Origin of the sequence: Microbacterium sulfonylureivorans, assembly GCF_003999995.1 — a bacterium.
Taxonomy (GTDB): Bacteria; Actinomycetota; Actinomycetes; order Actinomycetales; family Microbacteriaceae; genus Microbacterium; species Microbacterium sulfonylureivorans.
This window is the reverse complement of the sequence record NZ_RJAD01000003.1, coordinates 473280-494360: the sequence shown is the minus strand read 5'-3', so window position 1 is coordinate 494360 and position 21081 is coordinate 473280. Positions and strand designations below refer to the sequence as shown.

28 protein-coding genes and 1 pseudogene are annotated in these 21081 nt (G+C 64.2%); 10 read left to right on the top strand and 19 right to left on the bottom strand.

Translation table 11 applies throughout. The features are described from left to right. Nucleotides 1–376 precede the first annotated feature (376 nt). Together EER34_RS15800 and EER34_RS15795 are read right to left on the bottom strand one after the other, a co-directional pair. Nucleotides 377–604, bottom strand: a complete 228-nt coding sequence (locus EER34_RS15800; RefSeq protein WP_127476407.1) for a hypothetical protein — start codon at nt 602–604, stop codon at nt 377–379. 555 nt (nt 605–1159) lie between these two features. Next, complete coding sequence (locus EER34_RS15795; RefSeq protein ID WP_127476405.1) at nt 1160–1540, bottom strand: hypothetical protein; 381 nt, start codon at nt 1538–1540, stop codon at nt 1160–1162. A gap of 603 nt (nt 1541–2143) precedes the next feature. On the opposite strand from EER34_RS15795, the gene EER34_RS15790 reads away from it, so the two are divergent. Continuing rightward, on the top strand, nt 2144–2830 hold the full coding sequence (locus EER34_RS15790; RefSeq protein ID WP_127476404.1) for a hypothetical protein: 687 nt from the start codon (nt 2144–2146) through the stop codon (nt 2828–2830). Between the two features lie 43 nt (nt 2831–2873). Here EER34_RS15790 and EER34_RS15785 read toward each other — a convergent pair whose 3' ends face one another. The 3 genes from EER34_RS15785 to EER34_RS15775 form a co-directional block, all read right to left on the bottom strand. Continuing rightward, nucleotides 2874–3512 carry a Pr6Pr family membrane protein gene (locus EER34_RS15785; RefSeq protein WP_205791720.1) on the bottom strand — a complete coding sequence of 213 codons (639 nt, stop codon included), beginning with the start codon at nt 3510–3512 and terminating at the stop codon, nt 2874–2876. Nucleotides 3513–4201: 689 nt separating this feature from the next. Continuing rightward, a complete protein-coding gene (locus tag EER34_RS15780; RefSeq protein ID WP_240642421.1) occupies nt 4202–4693 on the bottom strand; it encodes an RNA polymerase sigma factor in 492 nt (163 codons plus the stop codon). A 25-nt stretch (nt 4694–4718) separates the two neighbouring features. Then, on the bottom strand, nt 4719–5363 hold the full coding sequence (locus EER34_RS15775) for a hypothetical protein (protein WP_127476400.1): 645 nt from the start codon (nt 5361–5363) through the stop codon (nt 4719–4721). Nucleotides 5364–5561: 198 nt separating this feature from the next. Between EER34_RS15775 and EER34_RS15770 the strand changes: the two genes are divergently transcribed. The 3 genes and pseudogenes from EER34_RS15770 (at nt 5562) to EER34_RS17795 (ending at nt 6687) form a co-directional block, all read left to right on the top strand. Next, the gene (locus tag EER34_RS15770) at nt 5562–6158 is read left to right on the top strand and encodes a hypothetical protein (RefSeq protein ID WP_127476398.1); all 597 of its coding nucleotides are present in this window, start codon (nt 5562–5564) and stop codon (nt 6156–6158) included. After that, a pseudogene (locus EER34_RS17905) lies at nt 6158–6391 on the top strand (RNA polymerase sigma factor); the annotation flags it as partial. The gene EER34_RS15770 and the pseudogene EER34_RS17905, both read left to right, overlap by 1 nt. After that, nucleotides 6346–6687, top strand: coding sequence for an RNA polymerase sigma factor (locus EER34_RS17795; protein ID WP_127476394.1), 342 nt, complete (start codon nt 6346–6348; stop codon nt 6685–6687). The pseudogene EER34_RS17905 and the gene EER34_RS17795, both read left to right, overlap by 46 nt. Nucleotides 6688–6758: 71 nt before the next feature. Here EER34_RS17795 and EER34_RS15755 read toward each other — a convergent pair whose 3' ends face one another. From EER34_RS15755 to EER34_RS17790, 4 genes are all read right to left on the bottom strand, one after another. Beyond that, nucleotides 6759–7247 carry a DUF2199 domain-containing protein gene (locus tag EER34_RS15755; protein WP_164743585.1) on the bottom strand — a complete coding sequence of 163 codons (489 nt, stop codon included), beginning with the start codon at nt 7245–7247 and terminating at the stop codon, nt 6759–6761. A gap of 114 nt (nt 7248–7361) precedes the next feature. After that, nucleotides 7362–8390 (bottom strand): hypothetical protein, encoded by a 1029-nt coding sequence (locus EER34_RS15750; protein WP_127476390.1) that lies wholly within the window; start codon nt 8388–8390, stop codon nt 7362–7364. A 100-nt stretch (nt 8391–8490) separates the two neighbouring features. Next, nucleotides 8491–8838: a hypothetical protein gene (locus tag EER34_RS15745; protein WP_127476388.1), complete on the bottom strand. Its 348-nt coding sequence runs from the start codon at nt 8836–8838 to the stop codon at nt 8491–8493. Nucleotides 8839–9077: 239 nt separating this feature from the next. Further along, nucleotides 9078–9422: a nucleoside/nucleotide kinase family protein gene (locus tag EER34_RS17790; RefSeq protein WP_240642419.1), complete on the bottom strand. Its 345-nt coding sequence runs from the start codon at nt 9420–9422 to the stop codon at nt 9078–9080. 346 nt (nt 9423–9768) lie between these two features. Here EER34_RS17790 and EER34_RS15735 point away from each other — a divergent pair, with 346 nt between their 5' ends. After that, nucleotides 9769–10233 (top strand): hypothetical protein, encoded by a 465-nt coding sequence (locus EER34_RS15735; protein WP_127476384.1) that lies wholly within the window; start codon nt 9769–9771, stop codon nt 10231–10233. Between the two features lie 59 nt (nt 10234–10292). On the opposite strand, the gene EER34_RS15730 is transcribed toward EER34_RS15735, so the two are convergent. The 3 genes from EER34_RS15730 to EER34_RS15720 all read right to left on the bottom strand — a co-directional run bounded on the left by EER34_RS15730 (nt 10293) and on the right by EER34_RS15720 (nt 12259). After that, entirely contained in the window at nt 10293–10700 is a 408-nt protein-coding gene (locus EER34_RS15730) for a DUF6924 domain-containing protein (protein WP_127476382.1), read from the bottom strand. A 111-nt stretch (nt 10701–10811) separates the two neighbouring features. Further along, entirely contained in the window at nt 10812–11441 is a 630-nt protein-coding gene (locus EER34_RS15725; protein ID WP_127476380.1) for a hypothetical protein, read from the bottom strand. Nucleotides 11442–11641: 200 nt separating this feature from the next. Then, the gene (locus EER34_RS15720) at nt 11642–12259 is read right to left on the bottom strand and encodes a hypothetical protein (protein WP_127476378.1); all 618 of its coding nucleotides are present in this window, start codon (nt 12257–12259) and stop codon (nt 11642–11644) included. A 165-nt stretch (nt 12260–12424) separates the two neighbouring features. Between EER34_RS15720 and EER34_RS15715 the strand changes: the two genes are divergently transcribed. Next, complete coding sequence (locus EER34_RS15715; protein ID WP_127476376.1) at nt 12425–12679, top strand: hypothetical protein; 255 nt, start codon at nt 12425–12427, stop codon at nt 12677–12679. 117 nt (nt 12680–12796) lie between these two features. On the opposite strand, the gene EER34_RS15710 is transcribed toward EER34_RS15715, so the two are convergent. Further along, nucleotides 12797–13147 carry a hypothetical protein gene (locus EER34_RS15710; protein WP_127476374.1) on the bottom strand — a complete coding sequence of 117 codons (351 nt, stop codon included), beginning with the start codon at nt 13145–13147 and terminating at the stop codon, nt 12797–12799. 359 nt (nt 13148–13506) lie between these two features. Here EER34_RS15710 and EER34_RS15705 point away from each other — a divergent pair, with 359 nt between their 5' ends. Continuing rightward, the gene (locus tag EER34_RS15705) at nt 13507–13866 is read left to right on the top strand and encodes a hypothetical protein (protein WP_127476372.1); all 360 of its coding nucleotides are present in this window, start codon (nt 13507–13509) and stop codon (nt 13864–13866) included. 153 nt (nt 13867–14019) lie between these two features. Here EER34_RS15705 and EER34_RS15700 read toward each other — a convergent pair whose 3' ends face one another. Next, complete coding sequence (locus tag EER34_RS15700; protein WP_127476502.1) at nt 14020–14985, bottom strand: helix-turn-helix transcriptional regulator; 966 nt, start codon at nt 14983–14985, stop codon at nt 14020–14022. Between the two features lie 129 nt (nt 14986–15114). Here EER34_RS15700 and EER34_RS15695 point away from each other — a divergent pair, with 129 nt between their 5' ends. Next, the gene (locus EER34_RS15695; protein WP_127476370.1) at nt 15115–15585 is read left to right on the top strand and encodes a VOC family protein; all 471 of its coding nucleotides are present in this window, start codon (nt 15115–15117) and stop codon (nt 15583–15585) included. A 161-nt stretch (nt 15586–15746) separates the two neighbouring features. Here EER34_RS15695 and EER34_RS15690 read toward each other — a convergent pair whose 3' ends face one another. After that, entirely contained in the window at nt 15747–16649 is a 903-nt protein-coding gene (locus EER34_RS15690; RefSeq protein ID WP_127476368.1) for a DUF695 domain-containing protein, read from the bottom strand. Nucleotides 16650–16927: 278 nt separating this feature from the next. Here EER34_RS15690 and EER34_RS15685 point away from each other — a divergent pair, with 278 nt between their 5' ends. After that, complete coding sequence (locus EER34_RS15685) at nt 16928–17581, top strand: hypothetical protein (RefSeq protein WP_127476366.1); 654 nt, start codon at nt 16928–16930, stop codon at nt 17579–17581. A gap of 71 nt (nt 17582–17652) precedes the next feature. Here the strand turns inward: EER34_RS15685 and EER34_RS15680 are convergent, their stop codons facing one another. After that, nucleotides 17653–18216 carry a GNAT family N-acetyltransferase gene (locus EER34_RS15680; RefSeq protein WP_127476364.1) on the bottom strand — a complete coding sequence of 188 codons (564 nt, stop codon included), beginning with the start codon at nt 18214–18216 and terminating at the stop codon, nt 17653–17655. 90 nt (nt 18217–18306) lie between these two features. Then, entirely contained in the window at nt 18307–19242 is a 936-nt protein-coding gene (locus EER34_RS15675) for a pentapeptide repeat-containing protein (RefSeq protein WP_127476362.1), read from the bottom strand. Between the two features lie 175 nt (nt 19243–19417). Here EER34_RS15675 and EER34_RS15670 point away from each other — a divergent pair, with 175 nt between their 5' ends. After that, nucleotides 19418–19957 carry a hypothetical protein gene (locus tag EER34_RS15670; protein WP_127476360.1) on the top strand — a complete coding sequence of 180 codons (540 nt, stop codon included), beginning with the start codon at nt 19418–19420 and terminating at the stop codon, nt 19955–19957. Nucleotides 19958–20097: 140 nt separating this feature from the next. Here the strand turns inward: EER34_RS15670 and EER34_RS15665 are convergent, their stop codons facing one another. Continuing rightward, nucleotides 20098–20790, bottom strand: coding sequence for a hypothetical protein (locus EER34_RS15665; protein WP_127476358.1), 693 nt, complete (start codon nt 20788–20790; stop codon nt 20098–20100). An 18-nt stretch (nt 20791–20808) separates the two neighbouring features. Continuing rightward, the gene (locus EER34_RS15660) at nt 20809–20988 is read right to left on the bottom strand and encodes a helix-turn-helix domain-containing protein (RefSeq protein ID WP_055966195.1); all 180 of its coding nucleotides are present in this window, start codon (nt 20986–20988) and stop codon (nt 20809–20811) included. Nucleotides 20989–21081 lie beyond the last annotated feature (93 nt).

Below are 21081 nucleotides of genomic sequence, written 5' to 3'. Positions count from 1 at the left end.
TCACACCGGTTGTGACCGCAAACGCACTGTTCGTCGTCTCCATCGCAAATCTCGCCGTCGGTACCTGGCTGCTCATCCGCGCCCTCCGGCGTTCCTAGACCGGCCACGCCGGCGCACGCACGCCGGTCCGCCTACGCGCGTCGAGGTCTGCGGACACCGTCGCTCCAGCGGCCGCCCATATGGTGGCTTCATGATTCAGTCCGGACAAGCGTCTCTCGTGGTACTCGCGACAGAAACTGCGCCCGATGACGTATCCGTGAACGGGCACCTCGAGCTGGGCCTCTTAGCCGCTCGCTGGAGGACCCGCTCACGAGCTCGGTTGTTTAGGCGTTAGCCCATGCGCGGCGTTGACTGCAAGGCCACGGTTCGCGGTGCCTCAGGACTCGAATGGCAGAACGCTTGACTGAAGCCAAGTCTCATATTCGCCTTCAGGCCACGATTCGCCCGATTCAACGAATTCACGCTTCACCACTCCGTCGACGAGAGACATCACGCAGTGCTGTTCGCCATGACGCATGGCCTCGAACTCGACGGGGATCACCACAACCCAGCGTCGGTCAGCCGACCGTTGACCCAAGACGGCGCTGGCCTCGTCAAGCTTCACCGTCCCCATCTCCGCATTTCCGGCGCACGCGCTGACCAGATCTGCCCGCGCTTCCTCGCTGAGGGAACTCGTGCTCTCCGAGGGAGCTGTTCGTTTCGGGCTGGCTTCGGTCTCCGCCGCTGGCGTGCTCGGCGCGCATCCGGTAGCACTGATCAAGATCCCGGCACCGAGACCAAGCATCAATGCGCGGTATATGAGGGAACGGTTAGTGCGCATTTGCATCTCGAATCTGGGTGCTTCCGGTCAGGTGTCTGAACTATCCCAACCCTAGCCATCGCGCCGCGTTGCAAACCGGGCGTCTGACAGTACCGCCCATAGCGAACGACGCGAATCTCACCCGTGCAATGAATCGTCCAGCGCGCTTCCAACGCTGATTACAAAGATCTGCGGTTCCTGCCCGTGGGCTGCCAAGGAGATTCGTCCGGAACCCCGATAGTCCAGCTGGGCTCCGCGCTCAGCAGGGTCCTCAGCGAGGACACCGTTTACTCCCGGTCCTCCGCCGACTGCTGAGCTCATTGACTGTCATTGTCCTGGTCGAGGAATACCCCGACTCGATCACGGTCGAACACGAACTGGAGGGCGCTGCCTCTCGCATAGCGGGCGCTGAGTTTCTTCCGGTGCGCTGCTGTCGACAAGCAACTCGATTGTCGCCGGGAAGTCGCCAACCCGGCAACCCCAGGCGACGAGTCCGGAGAGCTCCCAGTTGTTCGGATCGTCGTCCTCTTCGTCGGGCACCTGGTCCGATGCGACGACGGTGAAGCAGTCGGTGCCGGGGCCACTGAATCCCGTCGCGGTTCCGAAGAGGGTCAAGCCGTAGAACTCGTAGACGACCGAGCTTGGTCCCGCGCCGAACCAGGTGCTGGGAACCTCGGCCGTCGCGGCCGGATTGAGCGTGGCGATCTGCACGGCATCTGAAGAGACCGATGCCGGCGCCATCCATGTCAAGGCGAACGTCGCTGCCGCCGCCAGCGCTGCCGCTGCCAGAACGGTCAGTACCCAGAGCCACTTTTAGCCATGGCGTCAGCACGCCTGAGCCGGAGAACCGCCCCTCATCCGCTCCATTCGTCGAAGGCTCGGCCTGCGGATAATCGGCTGGCGGTTGACGAGCCTCGATGACCGGCGCCGGCTCGGGTGATCGTTTCGGAACCCGAGGCTCTGGCGCCTTGCCATCGCCATGCGCGGCTTCCGCGCCGCTGGACGATGGCCGCGCATTGATCCGAGCTTCCAGCTCGAGCAACCTCGCAATCCGTCGGGATCCTGGTCGATGTCGGCCGAGGGGCCATACGCGCGCGCACGGAGCACTTGCAATTCGTCGAGAGTGGCGGTGTCCATCCGTTGCATCGTCTCACGCTCGCTCAGGACTACTCGCACACGACTCCCTGACCGCTCTCACCTCGCGGGGCACTTCCGACCGCATGATGCTGGGAAGAGCACCGCCTTTGCCGGGCGCCCGCCCGTCGGCCGACCGACTTTCGAACGGCGTGAGGCGTGCGGTTCATCCACCTGGTGCAGTGTTCATCTCCTCGGCAGGATGGCGTTATGCAGTTCACCGGAGTTCTCCCTGAGGATGCGCCCGACCCACGTCTTGAGCGCGAGCAGTTAGTGAAGACCATGCCAATCCCAGTCATGGAGTTCGCTCCTCAGGCCGCTTTAGAGTTCCCCGATTTCAGCGTGACCACGACCGGGAACGGGAGTGGTCTCGACGAGATGTCCGTGAGCATTTCTGCGACGCTGTGGCGCAACCCCGTCGACAAGTCTGATCCGGTGAACCTCGCGGAGCTCGATGACACCACCCGTCGGTCGATTGAGGAGATTCCGCCGTGGCCACGACCGGCCTGGCTGATCGAGCATGTCGAGCGCATGCGATACCCCGTGCTGATGGAAGCGGTCCAGACCACCTGGCAGCGCCAGGATTCCGAGCGCAGCACGCTCGACGCGCGGTTGGTGCACCACGCCAACCACATCCTCATGAACCAGTTCCGTGACGAACTCGGGCTCGGCGTCCACGACTGGGACTCGCCAGCCTTCACCTCCGAGCGGGTAGTCCGTCACGGCGTCCAGGTCCTGATCGACGGAGCGTGCTTGTCAGGTGCGGAGATTGACACCGATCCGTTTGTTTACGCGGTCGGCGCGAAGCTGCCGACCGGTGGCACCCTGACTGTGGTCGTTCCGCGCGAGCACCTGCCGCACCTCACTCTCGAGTTCGTCCAGCGCCCATCTACCTGACGGTCATCGAGACGCCCCGTAGTCCATCCCTCGTCGAGCTGAGTCAGGCGAGAGATCTCAGCAGCAGCCCGCGACTTCTACTAACCGTCCAGACGAGTACCCCTGCCAGCAGGAGCGATGTCAGCAGCGCCGTGATGTGTGTGATGAGTGAGAGTGTCCCGCGCTCGGGGAGTAAGAAACCGTAAGGCACCCAGCCGTCGGTGGCGCCCCGCAGTAAGACGACGAACAGCCAGCAGATCGGATAGGGCAGCACCAACCAGAGAGCCTGCCAGGGTTGCGGCCGACGATCTCCTACCAAGATCCAGTCAAGCAGCACGATGATCGGGAAAACGGCGTGAAGGAACGCGCTGACCCAGGCGGGCGCGCTGCCGGTGCCAGGGACGAGGGCGTTGTAGATGACTGCTACGACGAGGATGCACGCGGTCGCCACCGCTCGGGCAGTCGTTAGCCAACGTGGCACCTGCCGGCCGGACAGCATGAGAGCGCCAGTTGCTATGAGCACCACGCTCCCTAGCAGTGTGGTCAGGTTCGTGAAGTAGCCGAAGTAGTCGAATGGATTCCCGTCTCCGGCGGTGACACGAAGCGAGTAAGCGTAGAGAACAATCAAGGATGCTAGGAGGCCCGTCACGACGCGGCCCGACGCGACCGCGACCGCACTTGATTCACGCGTTTGGGTAACCATCACTTGAGCAGACTAATTGGCGTCGCCATGCGCGATAGCGGACCCAGGACCGGGCGTCGCCTGCGACCCATGCGGCCCTTGGGTCGGGGGTACTATGCGTCGGTGATGTTCGCGCCGAGCTACTCCTTGGTTCCCGCGATGTGCGAACTGTCCCAGGGGCGGAACCTCCGATGACTTATTCGGCGGCTAGCTACCAGGAGCTTCGCGATCGCATCGAAGCGGTGCTGATCTCAACCACGCAGTCGCTGCGAGCGGACACAGTCACGTTCGTAGTAGAACTCCTCGAAGCCAACGAATTGGGCGTTGCTCTCGAGACGATCGTGGAGGAACTGGCGGAGGCGGAAGCCCGATCCCGCGGGCGGTTGCAGCGGAACTGCGGGAGATCGCTTCCATAATGGCGATGGACTCCCACCCGGCCGGATTACTGGAGCCTTGGACGGTCGAGTAGGCGACGTCCTAGGACGGCTTGGGGTGACGGGCAAGATTTACCAACGGGCGATCGACGGCCACTGCGGACGGACTCATCGAGCCGTCTCATCAAGGGATCGTCTAGGCGCCCGATAGCGGACCGGCTTATGCGACGGAGTTTGGATGTGGCTCTTCCCAGCCTCGCGGCGGGAGGGGAATTGTCACTGAGATTGTTGCCGGAAGGACAATCGCCTCAGGGCGAATCAGTTCGTTCGCGATGTTCATGACGCCGTGGGTTGCTCGACGAGCTGGGGGCTGAGGGCTTCCCGCAGCTGACGTTTCGCGGCTTGGTAGCGACTTCGCGCGGTGGATTCGGGGATGCCGCACAGTTTCGCCGCATCGACCAGGCTGAACCCGTCCCAGTGGACGAGCCGGATGATTTCGGCGTGATGGTCGGCGAGTCTGTTGACGGCGTCGCGGACCTCGAGTCCGGTGTCGGCAGGAGGGCCGACTGTAGTCCCGGTCGCGAGCATGTCGCGCAGCCGATTGGCCAGCCGCACGCGCCGTCGGCCGCTTCGTTGGGCGTTGGCGAGGACGTTTCGGGCGATACCGAACAGCCACATGCGCGCCTCTTCGGCTGCGGCCGGCAGGTTGTTCGCATGCCGCCACGCCGCCGTCATCGTCTCCACGAGGAGATCAGGTGCCTCGTCGCGGCTCACGCGGTACTCGAAGTAGGCGAGCAGATCCCCGGAGGACTGAGCGATCGCGCGCACGACGGCCTCGTCGTGCTGACCGCGGCTATTCACTGTCGTCCGTACTGCAGTTGATCTGGCTCGACGCGGAGAAGCCGGCCTTTTGCAGCGCAGCCTGGTCGATGCCGCTGTCTGTCAGTCGCTCGAGCGCGTAGTCGTGTGCGACTCGGTTGATGGCGATCTCGTAGAGGACGGAGTCGGGTTGAACGTAGGGTTCGATCCCGTCGGCTCGCTGCTGCTTGTAGAAGTCCTCATGAAGCCGTCGTTCGCTTTCCACCGCTGCGGCGATGTCTGATTTGGCGAGGACCTGGTCCTGACCCTGCGCGTCACGGAGCGCACGCTCGATCTGTGGATCGTCAGACTCAATCCGTCCAACGCGGATCTCGCAGGTGTCGCCGGTGGGTGAGGTGAACAGGTAGACCCCGTCGGGTTCCTGAGCCCACCACGCCCAATCGTCGAAGGTGACGGCGGCCGCCGCGCCGACCGTGCCGAGGATGACCGCCGCAGAGACACCGATCCCTGCCAGCGCCCACCGTCGCGGCATCTTCCGCGTGCCAAGGGCCGGTCCGGTCGCGCGAGCAATCCGCAGGAACTCCTCCTCGATCTCGGTCGTGATCACCGTCCTGACCGGCGCGGACTGACTGATGAGTCTGTCCAACCCGTCGTGCTCGCCGCGTTCGTGATCATTCATAGCTGAGATCCTCTCGTGCCTTCCCTCATACCCCGCACATGTCCGGCCGATATCGAAACGTCCAAGTGAACCGACCAGAATATTTTGCTGGCTTGCTGGACGGCGTTTGGTACCACGGCGGTGCGGGGTCACTTTCGGTTGCTGTGCAACGATTCGAGCCGAGGCGGGAATGAGTAGTCGAGCACTGAGGAGGATGCATTGACCCGGATCGATCTCGACTGCGCACTCGAGTCCATGACGGAAACTCTGCCGACGCCGGCCATGGCAGAGGCCCTGCGACTAGCGGATGCCACGATGCCTTCGCGTATTAGGCGTGGACGAGCTCCGCGCGCGCGGTGGGTGCTCCCGGTGCTCGTTGGTGGCGCGATCGCACTGACCGCGGGCGCCGGGACGGCAACCGTCGCCATCTCCCACTGGGCTGGCGTGAGCATGCCCCTGGAGAACGTGCGCAACACGCAGCCCATCCCGGTGAACTGGACGACAGAGGCCGGCCACGAGGAGTCCTGCAGAGCATGGATCGAACTACGCAACCCCCAACCCGGCGACCGCGCCACCCTCGACGCGGCGATCGCCGCGCGCGACTGGTCAGGACTCGGGCAACGTCTCTACGACGAAGGCCTCGCGGTGTCCGGCGACCGTGACGGGGAGAGCCGTGTCGCTGAGGGGCTGACTCCAGAGCTACAAGCATTCGCCCAGGAGACGTTCCCTGGCATCGCGTGGTTTGGAGAGCACGTCACCGCAGACGGCCGAGCTGTTGACGCGACAGGGTTCACGTGCATCTCGGAGACGCCCTGATGCGCCCCGATGACCGTCGCGCCGCCCGTGTCGAAGCGGCCGTCAAAGCACACTCTCCTGACGTCCTGGCCTACTTCACCCGGAGAGTCGAACCCACGGCCGATGCTGCCGATCTCCTAGCCGAAACACTGCTGGTGCTGTGGCGGCGATCCGCGTCGCTGCCCGCCGCAGATGACGAAATCCGCCCATGGATGTTCGGGGTCGCCCGCAACGTGCTGATGCACCACCACCGCCGCTCCACACGACAACGAGCCGTCACAGATCGTCTCCGCGCCATCCTTTCGGTCTCCCCGACGCCGGATTCGCCGATCCCGCTGAATACGACGAACTCCACCAAGCCCTCGCCACGCTCCCCTCAATCGACCGCGACATCATCACGCTCATCCACTGGGAAGGATTCTCGCTGGTCGACGCCAGCCGCATCCTGCACATGAAGGAAGGCACCCTTCGGAGCCGATACCACCGAGCTCGAGCCGTGCTCCGTGCGCAGCTCGAAGACTTCACTGCACCCGCCGTGGCCGGACGATGACGCTTCGACCGAGTTCGAACAGAACCACCTAGCAGTCGCACTGACGGGGGTCCCCCTCCGGGCGCGATCCATCAGGGTAGGGCGTCCAAGATCAGCCGGTGGTCCCAATGGTCGCTGATGACGGAGGCCAGCCTGCTGTCCGGGCTGGTAACACAGTAGGGAGTTTCGTCGACGCTAAGTACTCGGAGTGAGACTGGCGTGCCGTAGAGCCCCCATGGCTGGACGACGTTCGCGAGTATGCCCTCGATTTGCAGGTCGGCATACTCCGGGGTCCACCACACTTCGAGAACGTGTTGCAGGTTCGCGGGGTCGAATCCAACCCAGACTCCGTAGGTCACCGTGTGGCCGCCGGTGAGCTGGACTGGGAGCAACGCACGAACGAACGCACCGACGCCCTGGACCTGCATCAGCACTGACTCATTGGCGTCCGTACCGCTCATCCACACATCTGGTGAATCAGTCGATGCGATTCGCAGGACGGGCTCGGGCTGAGTGAAGCGGATGTGGCGGTCGTGTACATCCAACGGCGCACCACACTTCGCGCACGTATCGATCGTCATTCCGCTGAACGTAGCAGCGCGTCGACATCGGTTCGAGCACCCCTCGTAGATGGCCCCTAGACCGGTCCATGATCGCGCGATCATTACGACTGGCGCAGATTCACGGCCCGTTGGTCAGGGCCTTGTAACGTAGCGGGTGATGTACTCGTCGAGTGGCAGAGCGGTCCGTCGCCTGACGCTGAATGCGACGCCGCCCCACAGTCCAATGCTTTGGTGGTTCGCGAACTCGGGGCCGGCTACCAACCGGCTCCCGTCAGCAGTCATCGCGGCTGTAGCCTCTTGGTCCTTCGACAGGCTGCTCGGAACGAGGACGAGGCGTTCGCGGAGACCGTTCGAACCATCCACGATGCCGCGGGCCGCCGTGAGCGATGGGTCGCGCGGCCGCTCGACGATGCCGTGCTCTCGCTGATATTCGGCCACCTCGAGACGGCGTCGTTCGAGGATGTCCCGATGTCGCAGTGACATGCTCGATTCGATCCGAACGGACCGTCCAAGCCGTCGCTCGAGGGCGTGAGAGCCGATCCAGATGACCTGCGGGGAATTGTCCGAGACCCAGGCCCAATCGAATGTCTTCGGGTCGGCATAGACCCTGAGGAAAGCTTCCTCTCCCTTTCCAAGTACAGCGCCGATGCTGTGGAGTTCGCGGGCAGCAGCGATCCCCGCCTTCTCGAAGGCATCCGCAAGCACCAGCGCTTTTCGGGCCGCAGTCTCTTCCCACCGGAGAATGAAGTCTTCATCCTGTTGAGCAAGGACGGACACTGCGATCTGTATCGTCCGGTCCCACATGCGACCGCCGAGAGAGTCGATCACAGGCCAGAATTCGTCGTCCTCGAGCGGTCGCAAACCGGAGACATCGATCACCTCCGCTGGAGGCTCTTCGCGAAACACGTTCCCGTCAAACCAGCTCCGCGGGTCAGCTTGAGCCTGTTCCGGAAGCGCGCCGTCCCACAGCATGATCGGCGCGTCCGAAGACCCGGCGAATGCCCCCTCCGCGACGACATCGCCATCGACGTGCTCTCGAGTGCTCGCAGGCCACGAAGGATCCTCATAGATCACCGTGAACTCTTCAGTGCGGGTTCGAGCGGTCGAAGTGACAGTCCTCACCACCGAGCCGCGAAGCGCGTAGACCAAGACGTCAACCACACGCACACTCTAGGGCTCAACCGGGCCTTGCTCTCTCCGATTCTGTGATGCACGAACACCGGTCCCTTTGCGGGCTTGAGTCTCCGTCGAGGCCGCGGTGCTAGTTGCGGCAGGCCTCTTCGGGGCAGCCGTTCCAGCGATCGACGAAATGCTTGACGATGGCGAGCCCGATTGACAGTTCGTAGTCGTCGGCGCACTCGCCGTTGACCATCGTGGCGGAGTCTTCGACCTGAAGAGTGAAGAACCGGCATATCCAGCCGTAGCCGATGAGGCGCTGCGCTACTTTCACGACCTGCTTGTGGGTGATGCGTTGGGGGTACTTACGCCGAAGCACGCGCCGTGCCATCTCGAGGATGTCCTCAAAGGAGCGGCCATCTGGCGTCGACCACACATCCGGCACGAGGTCCGGCGCGGTCGGCGCGAGTGGGGCTTCGATCGTGGATGGCACCCGCACATTATTGGTCTGCCACAAGATGTCAGGAGTCGTCCCGGCAGGGTCTGTGGATAACTGCCGCGTCCATCACCCGACCGGTGGGGCCATCGGCGGCTGGAGCGCCGCCTTGCAAACCTCAGCACCCAACAACGGCAGCGTCAGTTAGCCGGTCGACGAGGGCGCGGACTCCGGTCCCTCACCGAGCGTTGGTTTCCGGTACCAACGATTACTAATCGCGGATCCTCACTCGCGCCTCAGTAGGTGGGGTGCAGGACCTCGGCCCGCTCTCGAGGAGCGAAGTTCGCTTCGAAGTCGCGCTCGTTCGGGATCCAGACCTCCCGCCAAAGTCGCGAATGATCGCGCCCAAGCTCGGCGTCGCGTTTCATTCCTCGCGCTTGCGCTGTGGCCAAGTCGACGTCGCACCAGATGGTCAGGTCGAGGTAGTCGATTGCCTCCGGATGAAAAAGACCGACGAGGTCGACCACCATGACGTCGCCGAGTGGGACAGGCTCGGGCTCGCCGAGGGCTCGGATGCCCCAGTCGAAGCGGCGGAAGTTGCTCGCGGACCGCTCGCGAAACGGGAGGAGGACCTCGTCCATGAGACGAGTTCGTTCCACGCCATCCCAGTCAGTCGACCGCTGATGAGATCGCACGGGGTCAAGGAAGTCATCTCCTCGCATCCGAACACTCTCAGGGACGATCTCAACGAGTTCGCGGGCGAGAGTGCTCTTTCCCGAGCCGCCGTAGCCGGATACCCCGACAACTAACGGTCGCCCACACTCAGCAACGCGCTGGGCGATTAACTCGCCGATGCTGTGAAGTCCCATCGATCCACACTAGGGAACGCGCCCGGCCTCGCCGCACGCAACCGGTCCTGATCCGGGCACCCCGCCGGGGGGATCGAGTCATTTCCCTGGTGAGTCTCTTCGTGCCAGTGTGGGCCAGGTGATGGATGGACTGCGTGCGGGACTGATGTGGCCGGGGACGGAGGCGATGCTGTCCCTATTCGTCGTGCGTCGAGGTCCGGCCGATCTTGAACTCACGGTCGATGCAGCGCCGGCTCCGAGACCCGACACCGTCCGACAGTACGAGATGATGCCCGGCGACAGTGGTTCCACCATCGGTGAGGTCCGCGAGTACGACCTGCGGTTCAATGAACTCCCGCCGGACTTGACTGGTCTCGTCTCCGCGTGGTTGGAATCGGCAATCGGTGGTGGCGCCGAGGTTGCATGGTTCGGGTTTGAGGGATCGTTCTCCTATGAGGATCTTCTGAGTGATGACATCGCGAGCTCTATCTTCGCGGTGGCGTCCCGGTCGGGGATCTACCTCGCGCTCGATGACGACTTTCGGTCGAGCTCGGAGTGGGTAGAACGCCTCGGAGAGATCAGGCGTGAGCTTCACTGGCAGTGAGGGCACTCAACCATCTACGACCGTTCGGAAGCCGGTCCGCTGGCGCGCGAGCTTGCTGCCTATACGCCCCGAAAGATGCCGTCCTCCGCTGCCGAAGCGAATTCCTCCCAGTCCATGTTGGCCAGGTTGAGATTGTTGTCGACAGCCCACAGTTCCGACGTCACGCATCGGAAGGGGTCGCGACGCTCCATTAGGTCGATGACGAGCGCGGGGTGGTCAGGCGCTGACAACGTGATCTCGTCCGCAGCGAACATCACCATTGGCGAATCGTCAGAGCGCGGTACCGCGTCGCGAAGGGCACCGCAGCTCACGCCGTACCAATCTGGATCATCGACGCATACGAGCCAGGGGCGGAAGCCATCGGAGTTCTCGGTTTCCACCTCGCTAGTCAATGTCGCCCACGCTTCGTCGTGTGTGGGTGAGAGGCGGACGAGGAGTGAATCTGATGTTGACGGGAGTTCAGCCATGCGCTCATTGTGGCGTGTAGTGCGGCCGTCCCGGCGAAGCAGCCACAACGCGCGTGGCTGACCGTCGACCGGTCCTCGAACGACCGTTTGAACGAGCTTCGGCGCTGATGGCTATTCGTCGCACTTCCCGCCCGCGGTGGGGAAGGTCAGAGACGCGGTGCCGCGGACGACGCGCTGTTGCCCGTTCACCTCATAAGTGAGTTCGACGGCAGTAAACCCTCCGGCAGCGTCCCCGGTGCGTTCCAGAGCGAGCGCGACGAACCATGTCTCGCCACCGTCATTTCGGACGACCGTGCCCTTGAGTGGGACGCGGGCATCCCACGCCTCGTCGCCGTCGGCGACGAAGGTCGACCCGACACCCAGGTGCGTGCCATCCGGCAGGAGTACTGCCCGCGCCGCGGCCTGTTCGATCACGCGTACGCCGTCAGCATTGACCAGGTCGGCACGGACGAGAGTGACGTCCGGCGCTCCTTCACTGAGCCGAAACGGTTCACCGTGCGTGATCGGCTGAGAGAAGTCGCTGAGACAGAGGGCGGTGCTCCCGCCCGAGTTCCCCGCGCCGAGAACGAGCTCAGGGCTTGGAGCGCACGCGGCCAGCAAGACCACGCCGCTCGCCACTGAAGCAGCGACCGCCATTGATCGCATCGAGGACAAGGGTTCCTCCTTTGTCGGTAGCGCCCGGCGCCGGCTCCTCGTCGCCCGTGGCATGGTCGCCAGGCGGATCTGCACGAGGCGCTCCATGGACGCACAGTATTGCGCGGCCACGGAGGGCGGCGTACAGCTGTGGATAAGGACAGCGCGACGCCTCAGTCCACCCTCACGGCTGTCAGAAAACGGGCGCTCGGAAGCGGGTCGCTGATCGTGCACCTCGTGAGTGACTTGTCTCGGGATACACCGGGCCGCCTAGCTTCGGCAGCTCGGCAGCTCGTGGCGAAGCGAGATCAGGGGAAGACGGTGATCGCTGCCACGAAGAGGACGATTACGGCGACAGTCGCGGCGATGATGCCCCAGTTGACACGCCGGATGATCGGTCCACGTGCCGAGTCGGGGGCATCCCGGACTCGTTCGCGAAGCTGCTTCGCCCAGCTCGAAGCAACGGACTGCGCGCCCGTGGAGATCCGCGCGTCATCGGCGTTTCGCACGAAGTGGCCGCCTTGGGTGGCAGCGTCGGTTCGGCGCCACGCCTCGACCGCGATGCCGTCGCCTGAGATGGCAGCGGCGGTCACGATACTGTCGTCGCTTAGCGAGAGGGTGAACTTCCGTCCGCTCTCGATGTCGGAGATCTCGTGCAACGGGACCCGCCAGGTCATCAGCGCGTTGCGCACCGTGATTGCCGTGTCGTCGATGTCCACGCGTGGCCAGCCCCAGATCGCCCAGGCGAGCCACGACGCTGCCGTGACCAGCCCGAACATCCGCCATGCTGACCATTCCGGCGGCGCGATCAAGGCAACGGCGAAGATCGCTGCGACTTCAAGCGGCAAGCCGATCGTGAGAATCGTCGAGACTCGGCTTCGCGAGCTCAGTTCTGAGTTCGCTGCGCTGCTCCGACTGCTCGTCATGTCGCCATCGTAGGGGGATCATCGGCCGAGCCAGTTGGCAGTGGGTGACCAACACTCCAGCGGTCCGTTGAATCCCGACCCCGGCGGGCGGGGTCACAAGCCGATTCCTCATTGCGACGCCGAGGGTAGGTTGCTCGTATGACTGAGTGGACCTAGGGACGTTCCATGACGGACTGGACGGATCAGTCGGAGGTGGAGAAGCTTCTAGCGTTGCTTCCCGTCCACGAACTGCATGCGCTCAGCGCGGCCGAGCAAACCGATCGCCGCATCGCCGCGTACAACCTGTTTGGCATCAAGGCTGTCGCCGACAGCGGAGGCGTCTCATTTGAGCCCGCTGTCGGTGTGCTCGATCAGCCGCTGCTGGCAGCGCTCGACATCCTGTTCACGCGGCGTTTCCCAGTTGCTCCCGCCACAGACTGAGGAGCCCGAGTGGAATCCGGAAGCCTTTCACGAACGCTTCCGCTCGCGACACCCGACGAGGCGCGCGAGGCCGAGTGCACGAATACCCCGCGCGATAACCTGCCCGATGAACGTGCGCTAATCGCGCGTGACCTTGGACGCGTCCATCCGCTTCATGAGCGCTTGCCGGCTCAACTTCGTGCGCGAGCTCAACGCGGCCCAACTCTGTCCGCTGCGCCGGAGCATCTGCACCAGAGCGTCGCGCTCTCTGAGCATCCGGGACTCCTCGCGATGGAGCTTCTCCAGATCTCTAGACAGAGTGCTCAGGCGAACCAGTGCTGCGCGTTCGGACACCCACTTGCGAGCGAGACGACGCTCGAAGGCTGCCTTCGATTCAGCTTCGAGCCGCGCTTCTTCCGCCCGCTCGAGCGCCTCGATCTCGCGTGTCTGAGCGAGTTCGCGCTTGGCACTACGGCGTCCGCGAGCCATGTAACCAGGTTGTCACGCGATCCCAGTGTTGCCAAGGGATCCCCGCGCCTCACTGAAGAGTGCCTGCGTGCATTGCTGTTTTCGCTCCTGGAGTTGGTCTGGATGTCGTTCGTCCTTGCTCCAGGGGGTGTCGCGCGCGCTTAGGGCGCCTCGGCGGGCATGTCATCGCACGGGCTAATCGGGCGGAGCGCGTTACGACACTGTGGAAGCGAAGGCCACGGTTTCGCGGCCTCCCAGCGGAGTGATGATTGCGCCATGGGTTCCGCTGGAGCAGTCGTAGGCGGGTCGACCTGAAAGCGAACGGAGTGGTTGCGTCAAGTAGGGCGTATCCGGGAAGGGTAGATGGATAACGTTGCGCCATGCCATCGGTAACGGACTGGATCTCGAGCATCGGCTCGCTTGTGGGTGCGCTGACAGGTGTGGGCGCATTGATCGTCGCGGTGCTGAGTTACCGGAAGTCGAACCGAGCTTTGGCTGCGGACGCGCGGACTAGGGACGCTGTTGGCTCGACCCTGGCTGCAGTTGAGGCACTGGGTCGCGCGGGACAGTTCGATGCGATGCTCGACGCGGCGCTGAAGCGCCGTTCCGACGCCGAGACACACGGCGTGGTCGTGGAGGAGGGGTACCTCATCAGTCGCGAGCGACCCGAAGGTGGAGAGAAGCGGGACGCATACGTGATCGCACTGGAGAGGGCACGGCGCGAGCTCGGTCTTGCTTAGCGGCGGCCCGCGGGCTTGCCCCGCACGCTGGCCGACGGCGAAACGACGCATGGCCCTGCCACTCTCGATCGATTACGTCGAAGCGATACGCGTTCGTATCGTCCTGCCCGTGTTGTCTTTCTGCGCCCTGGTCCATCGGCTACCTATTGGGGTTCAGCCGATGGAAGCCCCGGCTTCGGCGAAGCGGCGCGCCAGCGCGGTGAAGGCGTCCGCGAGCTCCGGCGGGCCTACCACCTCCACATCGGCATCGAATCGGCCGATCGTCGCCGCCAGACCAGCCCAGGACCACGCACCGAGGAACACCCGGCATCTACCATCCGGAAGCTCGTCCACCACACCATCATCGACATAGGGGAAGACGTCCCGGGCGGAGAGGTCGAGGATCACCTCGCCGATGCAGGGCCACACGTCCGCGCCGTTCGAGCCCTTGAACCGGCCCGCGACGAAGGCGCGAACATCTCCACCGGGCAGGTCGCGCGGCTCGAAGCGAGGACCGGTGTGGGTGCGCGGCGTGATCCTGTCGGCTCGGTAGATGCGCCAGTCCTCCCGATCGAGATCCCACGCCACCAGGTACCAGCGACCCGAACGAGTCACGAGATTGTGCGGCTCGACCCGGCGCGGCGGCCGCAGCGGACCATCAGCGCCAGGACGATCGGTGGCGTAGTCGAAACGCAATACTTCGCGCGTGCGAGCGGCGGCCCCGATGGCGACCAGCACGTCGGTGTCGACCGACTGCTCGTTCGTCCCACGTGATTCCGGGACCGCGGTGACCCGGAGGGCATCGATGCGGTGCCGCAGCCGGGCGGGCATCACCTGCCGCACGGTCGCCAGAGCGCGCGACGCCGGCTCCTCGAACCCGGTGCCCGCCACCCCCACTGTCTGCAGTGCGACCGCGAGAACGATGGCCTGATCGTCGTCGAAGAGGAGTGGCGGCAGCTCGGAGCCGGCATCGAGGCGGTACCCGCCATCAGGACCCTTTATGGCCCGGATGCGGTAGCCGAGCTCGCGAAGCCGGTCGACGTCACGGCGCACGGTGCGGTCGCTGATGCTCAGCCGCTCAGCCAGCAGCCGCGCCGGCCAGTCCCTCGGGGCCTGCAGGAGGGACAGCAAGGTGAGCATCCGAAATGACGTTGCCACTTCTTCATCATGCTCGAAGAACCGGACAGAAACTGACCGCCTCTCCTGACAGTGTCGTCACTGCACCGGGAAGCCTCGCCGGTGCCTCACTACAACAGGAAGTGGCTCAACATGACCAGATCACTCGCACCCCACCTCAACTTCGACGGCAACGCCCGCGACGCCCTCTCCTTCTACGGCACCGTTCTCGGCGCGGAGCCGGTCATCCGCACCTACGGCGAGTTTGGGATGCCCGCCGGGCTGCCCGACACCGACAAGGTCGTCTGGGGCCAGGTCGCCACGCGTGACGGCGTGCGGATCATGGCCTACGACGTGCCGACCCAGCAGACCGACAGGGCGGCCACCCAGCACGGTGCAACCCGCCGCGAGAACGGGCTCACCGTCACCGACCAGCCGTACTTCCTCGCCCTGAGCAGTGCCACGCTCGACGACGCCGCGGCGCTGTGGAACACCCTCACCGTGGGCGCTACCGTGCTCGAACCGCTCGCAGCCTCGGCCTGGTCGGCCGGCTTCGGGATGCTCACCGACTCGTTCGGCGTCACCTGGGTCATCGACGTACAGAGCGCCGACGACTACTCGTGACACTGTCGGGCCGGGCGTCTCCGCGGCGCCCGGCCGCCACGCTCCGCACCGTGTTCAGGGCCGGGGCAAGCCGCAGGTCCTTCCCGATGTATGTGTCCGAGCTGTCGGACGCCTTCGCTCCACGGCCCCGAGCCTGCGAACGCTCAGCCACCGGCTGCCGTTCAGCCTGTGTACGGCCGGACGGCGGACCATGCGGGGTCCTGTTCCGAGTGAACCTTCCCGTTTGACTTGTCCGCCCACGCAGTGATGGCATCGGCCGTGTTCTGGTCTTCGCCGTCGACGTAAACGTGGAACGCGCGGCGGCCCTGCGTGGTGTCATGTGCGATCAGGACTCCCCGCGTGTGAAGCACATCCTCCAGCCCGTCTTCCAACTCGCGTAGCGAATCGAGTGCTTCAGCGTCCGCGGGCAGGCCGTTGTCGGCGGATGTGAAGTGACTGGTGAGCGTCAGGTGCTGATCGAAGACGGGGTAGTCGATCCAGCGGACCCCCCTGCGGAAGCTCGCGAGGGAGGTATACCCGTCGGGATTCTGCCAGTGCGCCAGCACCCATTCATCCCGATCTCTTTGCTCCGTCAGGGCCGCGACCGCATCGAGGAGTTCGCTGCCGTCCGATGGTGTGGGCGGTGCGACCGTGAGTGCCTCGATTTCACCCAACCACCGTTCCACGTCGTCCTCGCCAAGGAGCCAATCAAGCAGAAGAAATGAGATCTGCATCCTCGCGGCTTCGGGTATGTCACCGAACTGAGGGTGATAGACCCCGACGTCGACACGCATGCGGTCGAGATGAGGTCGCACACGGAACCCGGTCGTTGACAGATTTACGCGCTCGTCGCCGATCTCGATAGTGCTGGAGAGCGCATCTGGTTGAGGTTCCTGGCTTGCACGGAATTCCCATGTTCCATCGGCGGCGGGTGCCGCCCGAAGCCACCGCTCGGCTAGGGGGCGGATTTCTGCTTGACCACCAGCAGACACAGTGAGCCGGTGCTCGGACTGTGAGCCGGCACTGAAGTGCCAGGCGAGTCCATCGTTGATGGCCATGACTCGCCGGTTCAGTTCGTCGAGCATCGGAGATGCCGTGTGTGGGCTGACTGAGTAACCCTCGCGTCGCCACCATTCCCAAAATGCGTACACGGGATGCAGGGTGCCGGCAGGCGGGCGACGACGGAACAGTGGCATGCAGCCATGCTTTCATCTCAAAGAAACGACGACGGGCTGCTGTCCACAGCTCGCTAACGGACCCTGACGCGGGCGACGGAGATGAGAAGAGTCAGGGGCCGACAGAGGGGCCCGGCAAGGCGCTGAGTGACGAAACGCAAACGCCGACAAGCTCATATGATCACGACGTGGACGAGAACACCGCGCGATCGATGCTCGGTCTGACGAGCCAGCGACTGCTGACTACCGGTCGGGTCGAGGTGGCGTACGCCACCGCCCGTGAGCGGACTAGCGAAGTGCTGACCACAAGGTCTGATGGTGCGGCCTACCAAACGTGCGTATTGCGGCTCGGTGAGGCCCGCGCAGTTCTTCTGAACAAGGCAACCCGTTTGCCGCCGAGGGGAGACGCGCTCGTCATCCTCACGGTGATCCAGTTCTTCCTCGGTGGCTTCGTTCTCTTCGCCACCGCGCTCGCTCTCGTGGTGGGCTCCACCACGGATTACGACACCGCCTTGTCGATGGTCGGTTGGCCGATTGCCGCACTGGTCGTGGCGGTCCCGTCGATGCTGATCGTTCTACTGGTCGGGCTTCCGCTTCGGCTAGTTCCCGCCCTCAGAGCACGCTGGCTGAGAAACGGGGAGATTACGGTCGCCGGGGTGGTGATCGGCCTGATAGCAAGCATTGGCGTCATCGCTGCCGCCCCCGTGATCCCGGTGGTCGACGAGATCGGCTTATACGAGGCGAGGGACATCAACTGGTGGGCGCAGCTTGGCGCCTGGTTACTGTTCGCGTTCTCGATAGCCCACTTCGTCTGGCCGCTCAGATGGGTTCGACCAGTCTGAGTTCTCCCGACACGGTGGTTTTTGGTTGGCGCGCGTGATCGACCGACTTTGGAGCAACTAGCGCTCGGCTGTTACTCGCTCGATCTCTCGCCTGGTTCGGACGAAGGGTTGCGGGGCCCGTTGAGTGCGACCCAGTACCGCTCGAAGGTGCCGGACGTGTTCTCCAGAACCCCGCCCGCCTTCAAGATTGTTCGCCGGGATGCCGGGTTATCGGTCTCGCAGACAAGGAGGGCGTTGGCGATGCCCTGTTGCTGTGCATGATCGAGGCATAGCTCGAGCGCCGCCGTCGCGACGCCGCGACCGCGCGCGGAGGGTCGAATTCCGTATCCGACGTGGCCCCCGTCGGCGAGCAGGACATCGTTCAACTCATGGCGAAGGTGGATTGATCCGAGGACGTGAGAGGGCGCCGCGTCGTCCACGATCCACCACACTGTCGCCGGCACGAATCCGTCTTGGCCTTCGGTGCGCTGCCGGATCTCTCGGTTCAGCCATCGATCAAAGACATCGGGCAGGCGTAAGTGGAGGGGATCGAACCCGAACGTTGAGAAGCCGTGGAGAACCGCCCCGTCGAACTCATCGATCGCGTCGATCCATGACGGCCAGCGTGAGTGATCGGGCAGCACAAGCGAAACCATATGGAGAGCATATGGACGGCAGTGTCAGGGCGCCCAGCGGGACCCGCACTCGTGCGGTGGCGAACCGCATTGGCGGGCGAGGGTTCGCTTCTATCGGCAGGAAGCGAGGTATTCCGCGAACGGCTCTCCGGCGTACGCGGTGGCGTCGGCGACAGTCGTGAAGCCCCATCGTTGCCGCAGTCCAAGGCATCCCCGTGCGAAGTCCACCCAAATCTCAGCATCTCGTTGAAGGTCGCCGGGCGCGTTGGATGCCACGCGAGTGAGGAATTCCCGCCAGTCGCGGATGATCCAGTGCCGGTCATCATCTGGAAGGCGAACATCCACGGCGGGTGTTCCGTAGTCAACGCCCAGCAGTTGCAGGCCGATAGGGTCAGCGCCTGAGAAATCGACATCACTGAGTGCCCAGGAACCAGCCCCCTCCTCGACGCGGCGCGCACCGATGGTGAGGTTGTCGACGCGCCCGGCGAAGCGCACCCGGATGAGATCGGACCGGCCGAGGTCGGTGGCGCTGAACTTCGCGCGGCTCAGGTCGACGTCTATCAGCTCGACGTCGCCCACCAGGCGGCGGACATCGGCGCCCGACATCTCGATGCGCTGCCATCGCGATCGCGTATGCCCGCCGACCGTACTGCCGATCTGTGCCGACCGCAGCGACGCACGATGTGCGGAACAATCCGACACCTCGACGGCCCAGCAGCGGAGGTCGTCCAGCTGTGCGTCGTCGAGCACGCAATCCGCGACCTGAAGGTTGAACCAGCTCATCCCGGACAGGCCCGCACCGGTGAGGTCGAGAGCAGACCATTCACCTTCGCGCGCGGTGACCCGCTCTAGCATCGGATCGTGCGTGGCAGTCAACAGGTCCACCTGCAGGCCCCGGAGATCCACGCGACCTTCCACACGGCCGAAAGGCGAGACCGTCCGCAGGCGGCCCACTAGAAGCTCGGTGGCTATCTGTCGAGCAGCCGCCCGGGCCTCCGGCTGTTTCCACCGCTCACGCCAATTGCGCAACGCGTCCAACCGGCGCATCCGGCCCCCATTCTTCCGAACGAAGACTACGGCTACCCACACCATCAGACGAGCAGCGCCACCTCGATCGACCGGGCGCTGTCGGCCCGCTCATGGACTCGTTGCGTGCCGTAGCGCCGCCGACAGGTCCAGCTCACGAGGACTTGAGCGTTAGTGAGGACGTAGAGTGCCAAGTGTGGAAGCGGATCAGATAAGCGTCACTGTCGAGTCCGGAATCGATTGGGTGAGCTCAGTCCTGATCCCAGTGGCCGCGATCCTGGTCAGTTCCGGAATCGCGCTGTACCTAGCTAGCCGCGAAAGGCGTGCAAGTGAAAGATCTCACCTGCGGGCGGAGGGTGCGCGGCTCGTCGAGCATCTCACGGAACTGCAGCGGACGGCCGGGACGGGCGACCTCGCCGGAGCTCGGACGGCCTCGGCAGACTTTTCGGGCGCGCTCAACACCTTCACCGCCTACCTCGGAAAACAGGACATCGCCGTCGCGCAATTCCTAACGATCGTGATGAGCCGAGCAATCGCCACGGGAGATCTAGCAACCATTGGCCGCGCCGCTCTTTTCCTAACCAGCGCCGTCGATGGGTGGCTTCGCGACGAGGTCTCCACGAAGCATTTCGCTGACAACATGCCATCAGACACCGAAGAGGCCTGGGTATCTGGTACCGATCTGTCGGCATGGCCCTCGGTGTTGGACGGAAGCGATCCACGCTGGAACGGGTGACTCAGTCACTTGGGCCGATCGCGCGCCGGTGCGCGCCCGCCTGCCCGTAATAGGACCCTCGAAGGCGCACTCTCGTGCCCAACGCCTTGTCGCTAGCACTTCTCTGCTAGCGAGGCCGACCGGTCGAAACGCATCAAGCCTCACCGGATGGGCGATGCGCACACGGCGCAGGTCCCGTCGACGACCAGCTTGTGGCCGTTGATTGAACAGTCCCAGCCCAGCCCCGGAATTGTGGCCTGGCGAGCCGCGAGGGCGGTTCTGGCTCGCGCGCAGGCGCCGCAGGGATCAGAGGTACCGTCTGGATGCTTGCGGCAGAAAGGGGAGTCGGCGTTATGCGTGACGTCACGCTTTACGTAGGCGCTCTTGCCGTTGGCAGCAGATCTTAAGGAGCCTGAGCCTACGTCCGCCGTGACACTACCCGATGCGTTATGCGTAACGTCGTGCGACACCGACGATGCTCGAGGGATGGCGGTTGTCCCGGAGACATCGATGCCACGACGGCGGTCGCGGTGGGCCTTCTGGCGACGTCGGGAGGCTTCACGGTAGCGCTGCACCTCTTCGGCGGTGGACTGTCGCAGGCCGTCGGACCAGCCGACAAGCGTGAAGCCTTCATCATCCCGATGCCAAAGTCCCGCGTGCTCGAGCTCCTCGAACGCGGCGGTGTCATCGCCGTCGGGATGCAGGTACTTCGTGTAGCGGAGCGGAACTATTCCGTCGGTTCCCTGACCGTTGCACCACATGAGCGCGCCTGCGAGGACGCGAAACGCTCGATCGCTCAGGTTGTCGATGCGTATGCTCCCCAGCCACTCGGAGGGGAGCCGGGCGTCGACCATGATGCCGTTGCTGCGTACTCAAGCTTCGACAGCGAAGATCCGGAGCAACGCCGCACGGGGGATCATGCGCCGCGGGCCGAGCTGGACGCTGGGGATGGTCCCTCGGTCGACGCCGGCCTTGATCGTGCGGTAGTCGACTCCAACAAGCGTTGCAGCGTCCTTGAATGTGAGTGCGAGGGATGTATCTGACCGGTTCATCTTCCTGTCCAATCTCTGAGCCACCTATGTCAGCACGCGCCCACACCGTAGCACGGATGTGAGCCAGATGTGTCATGAATGTGTCATGACATG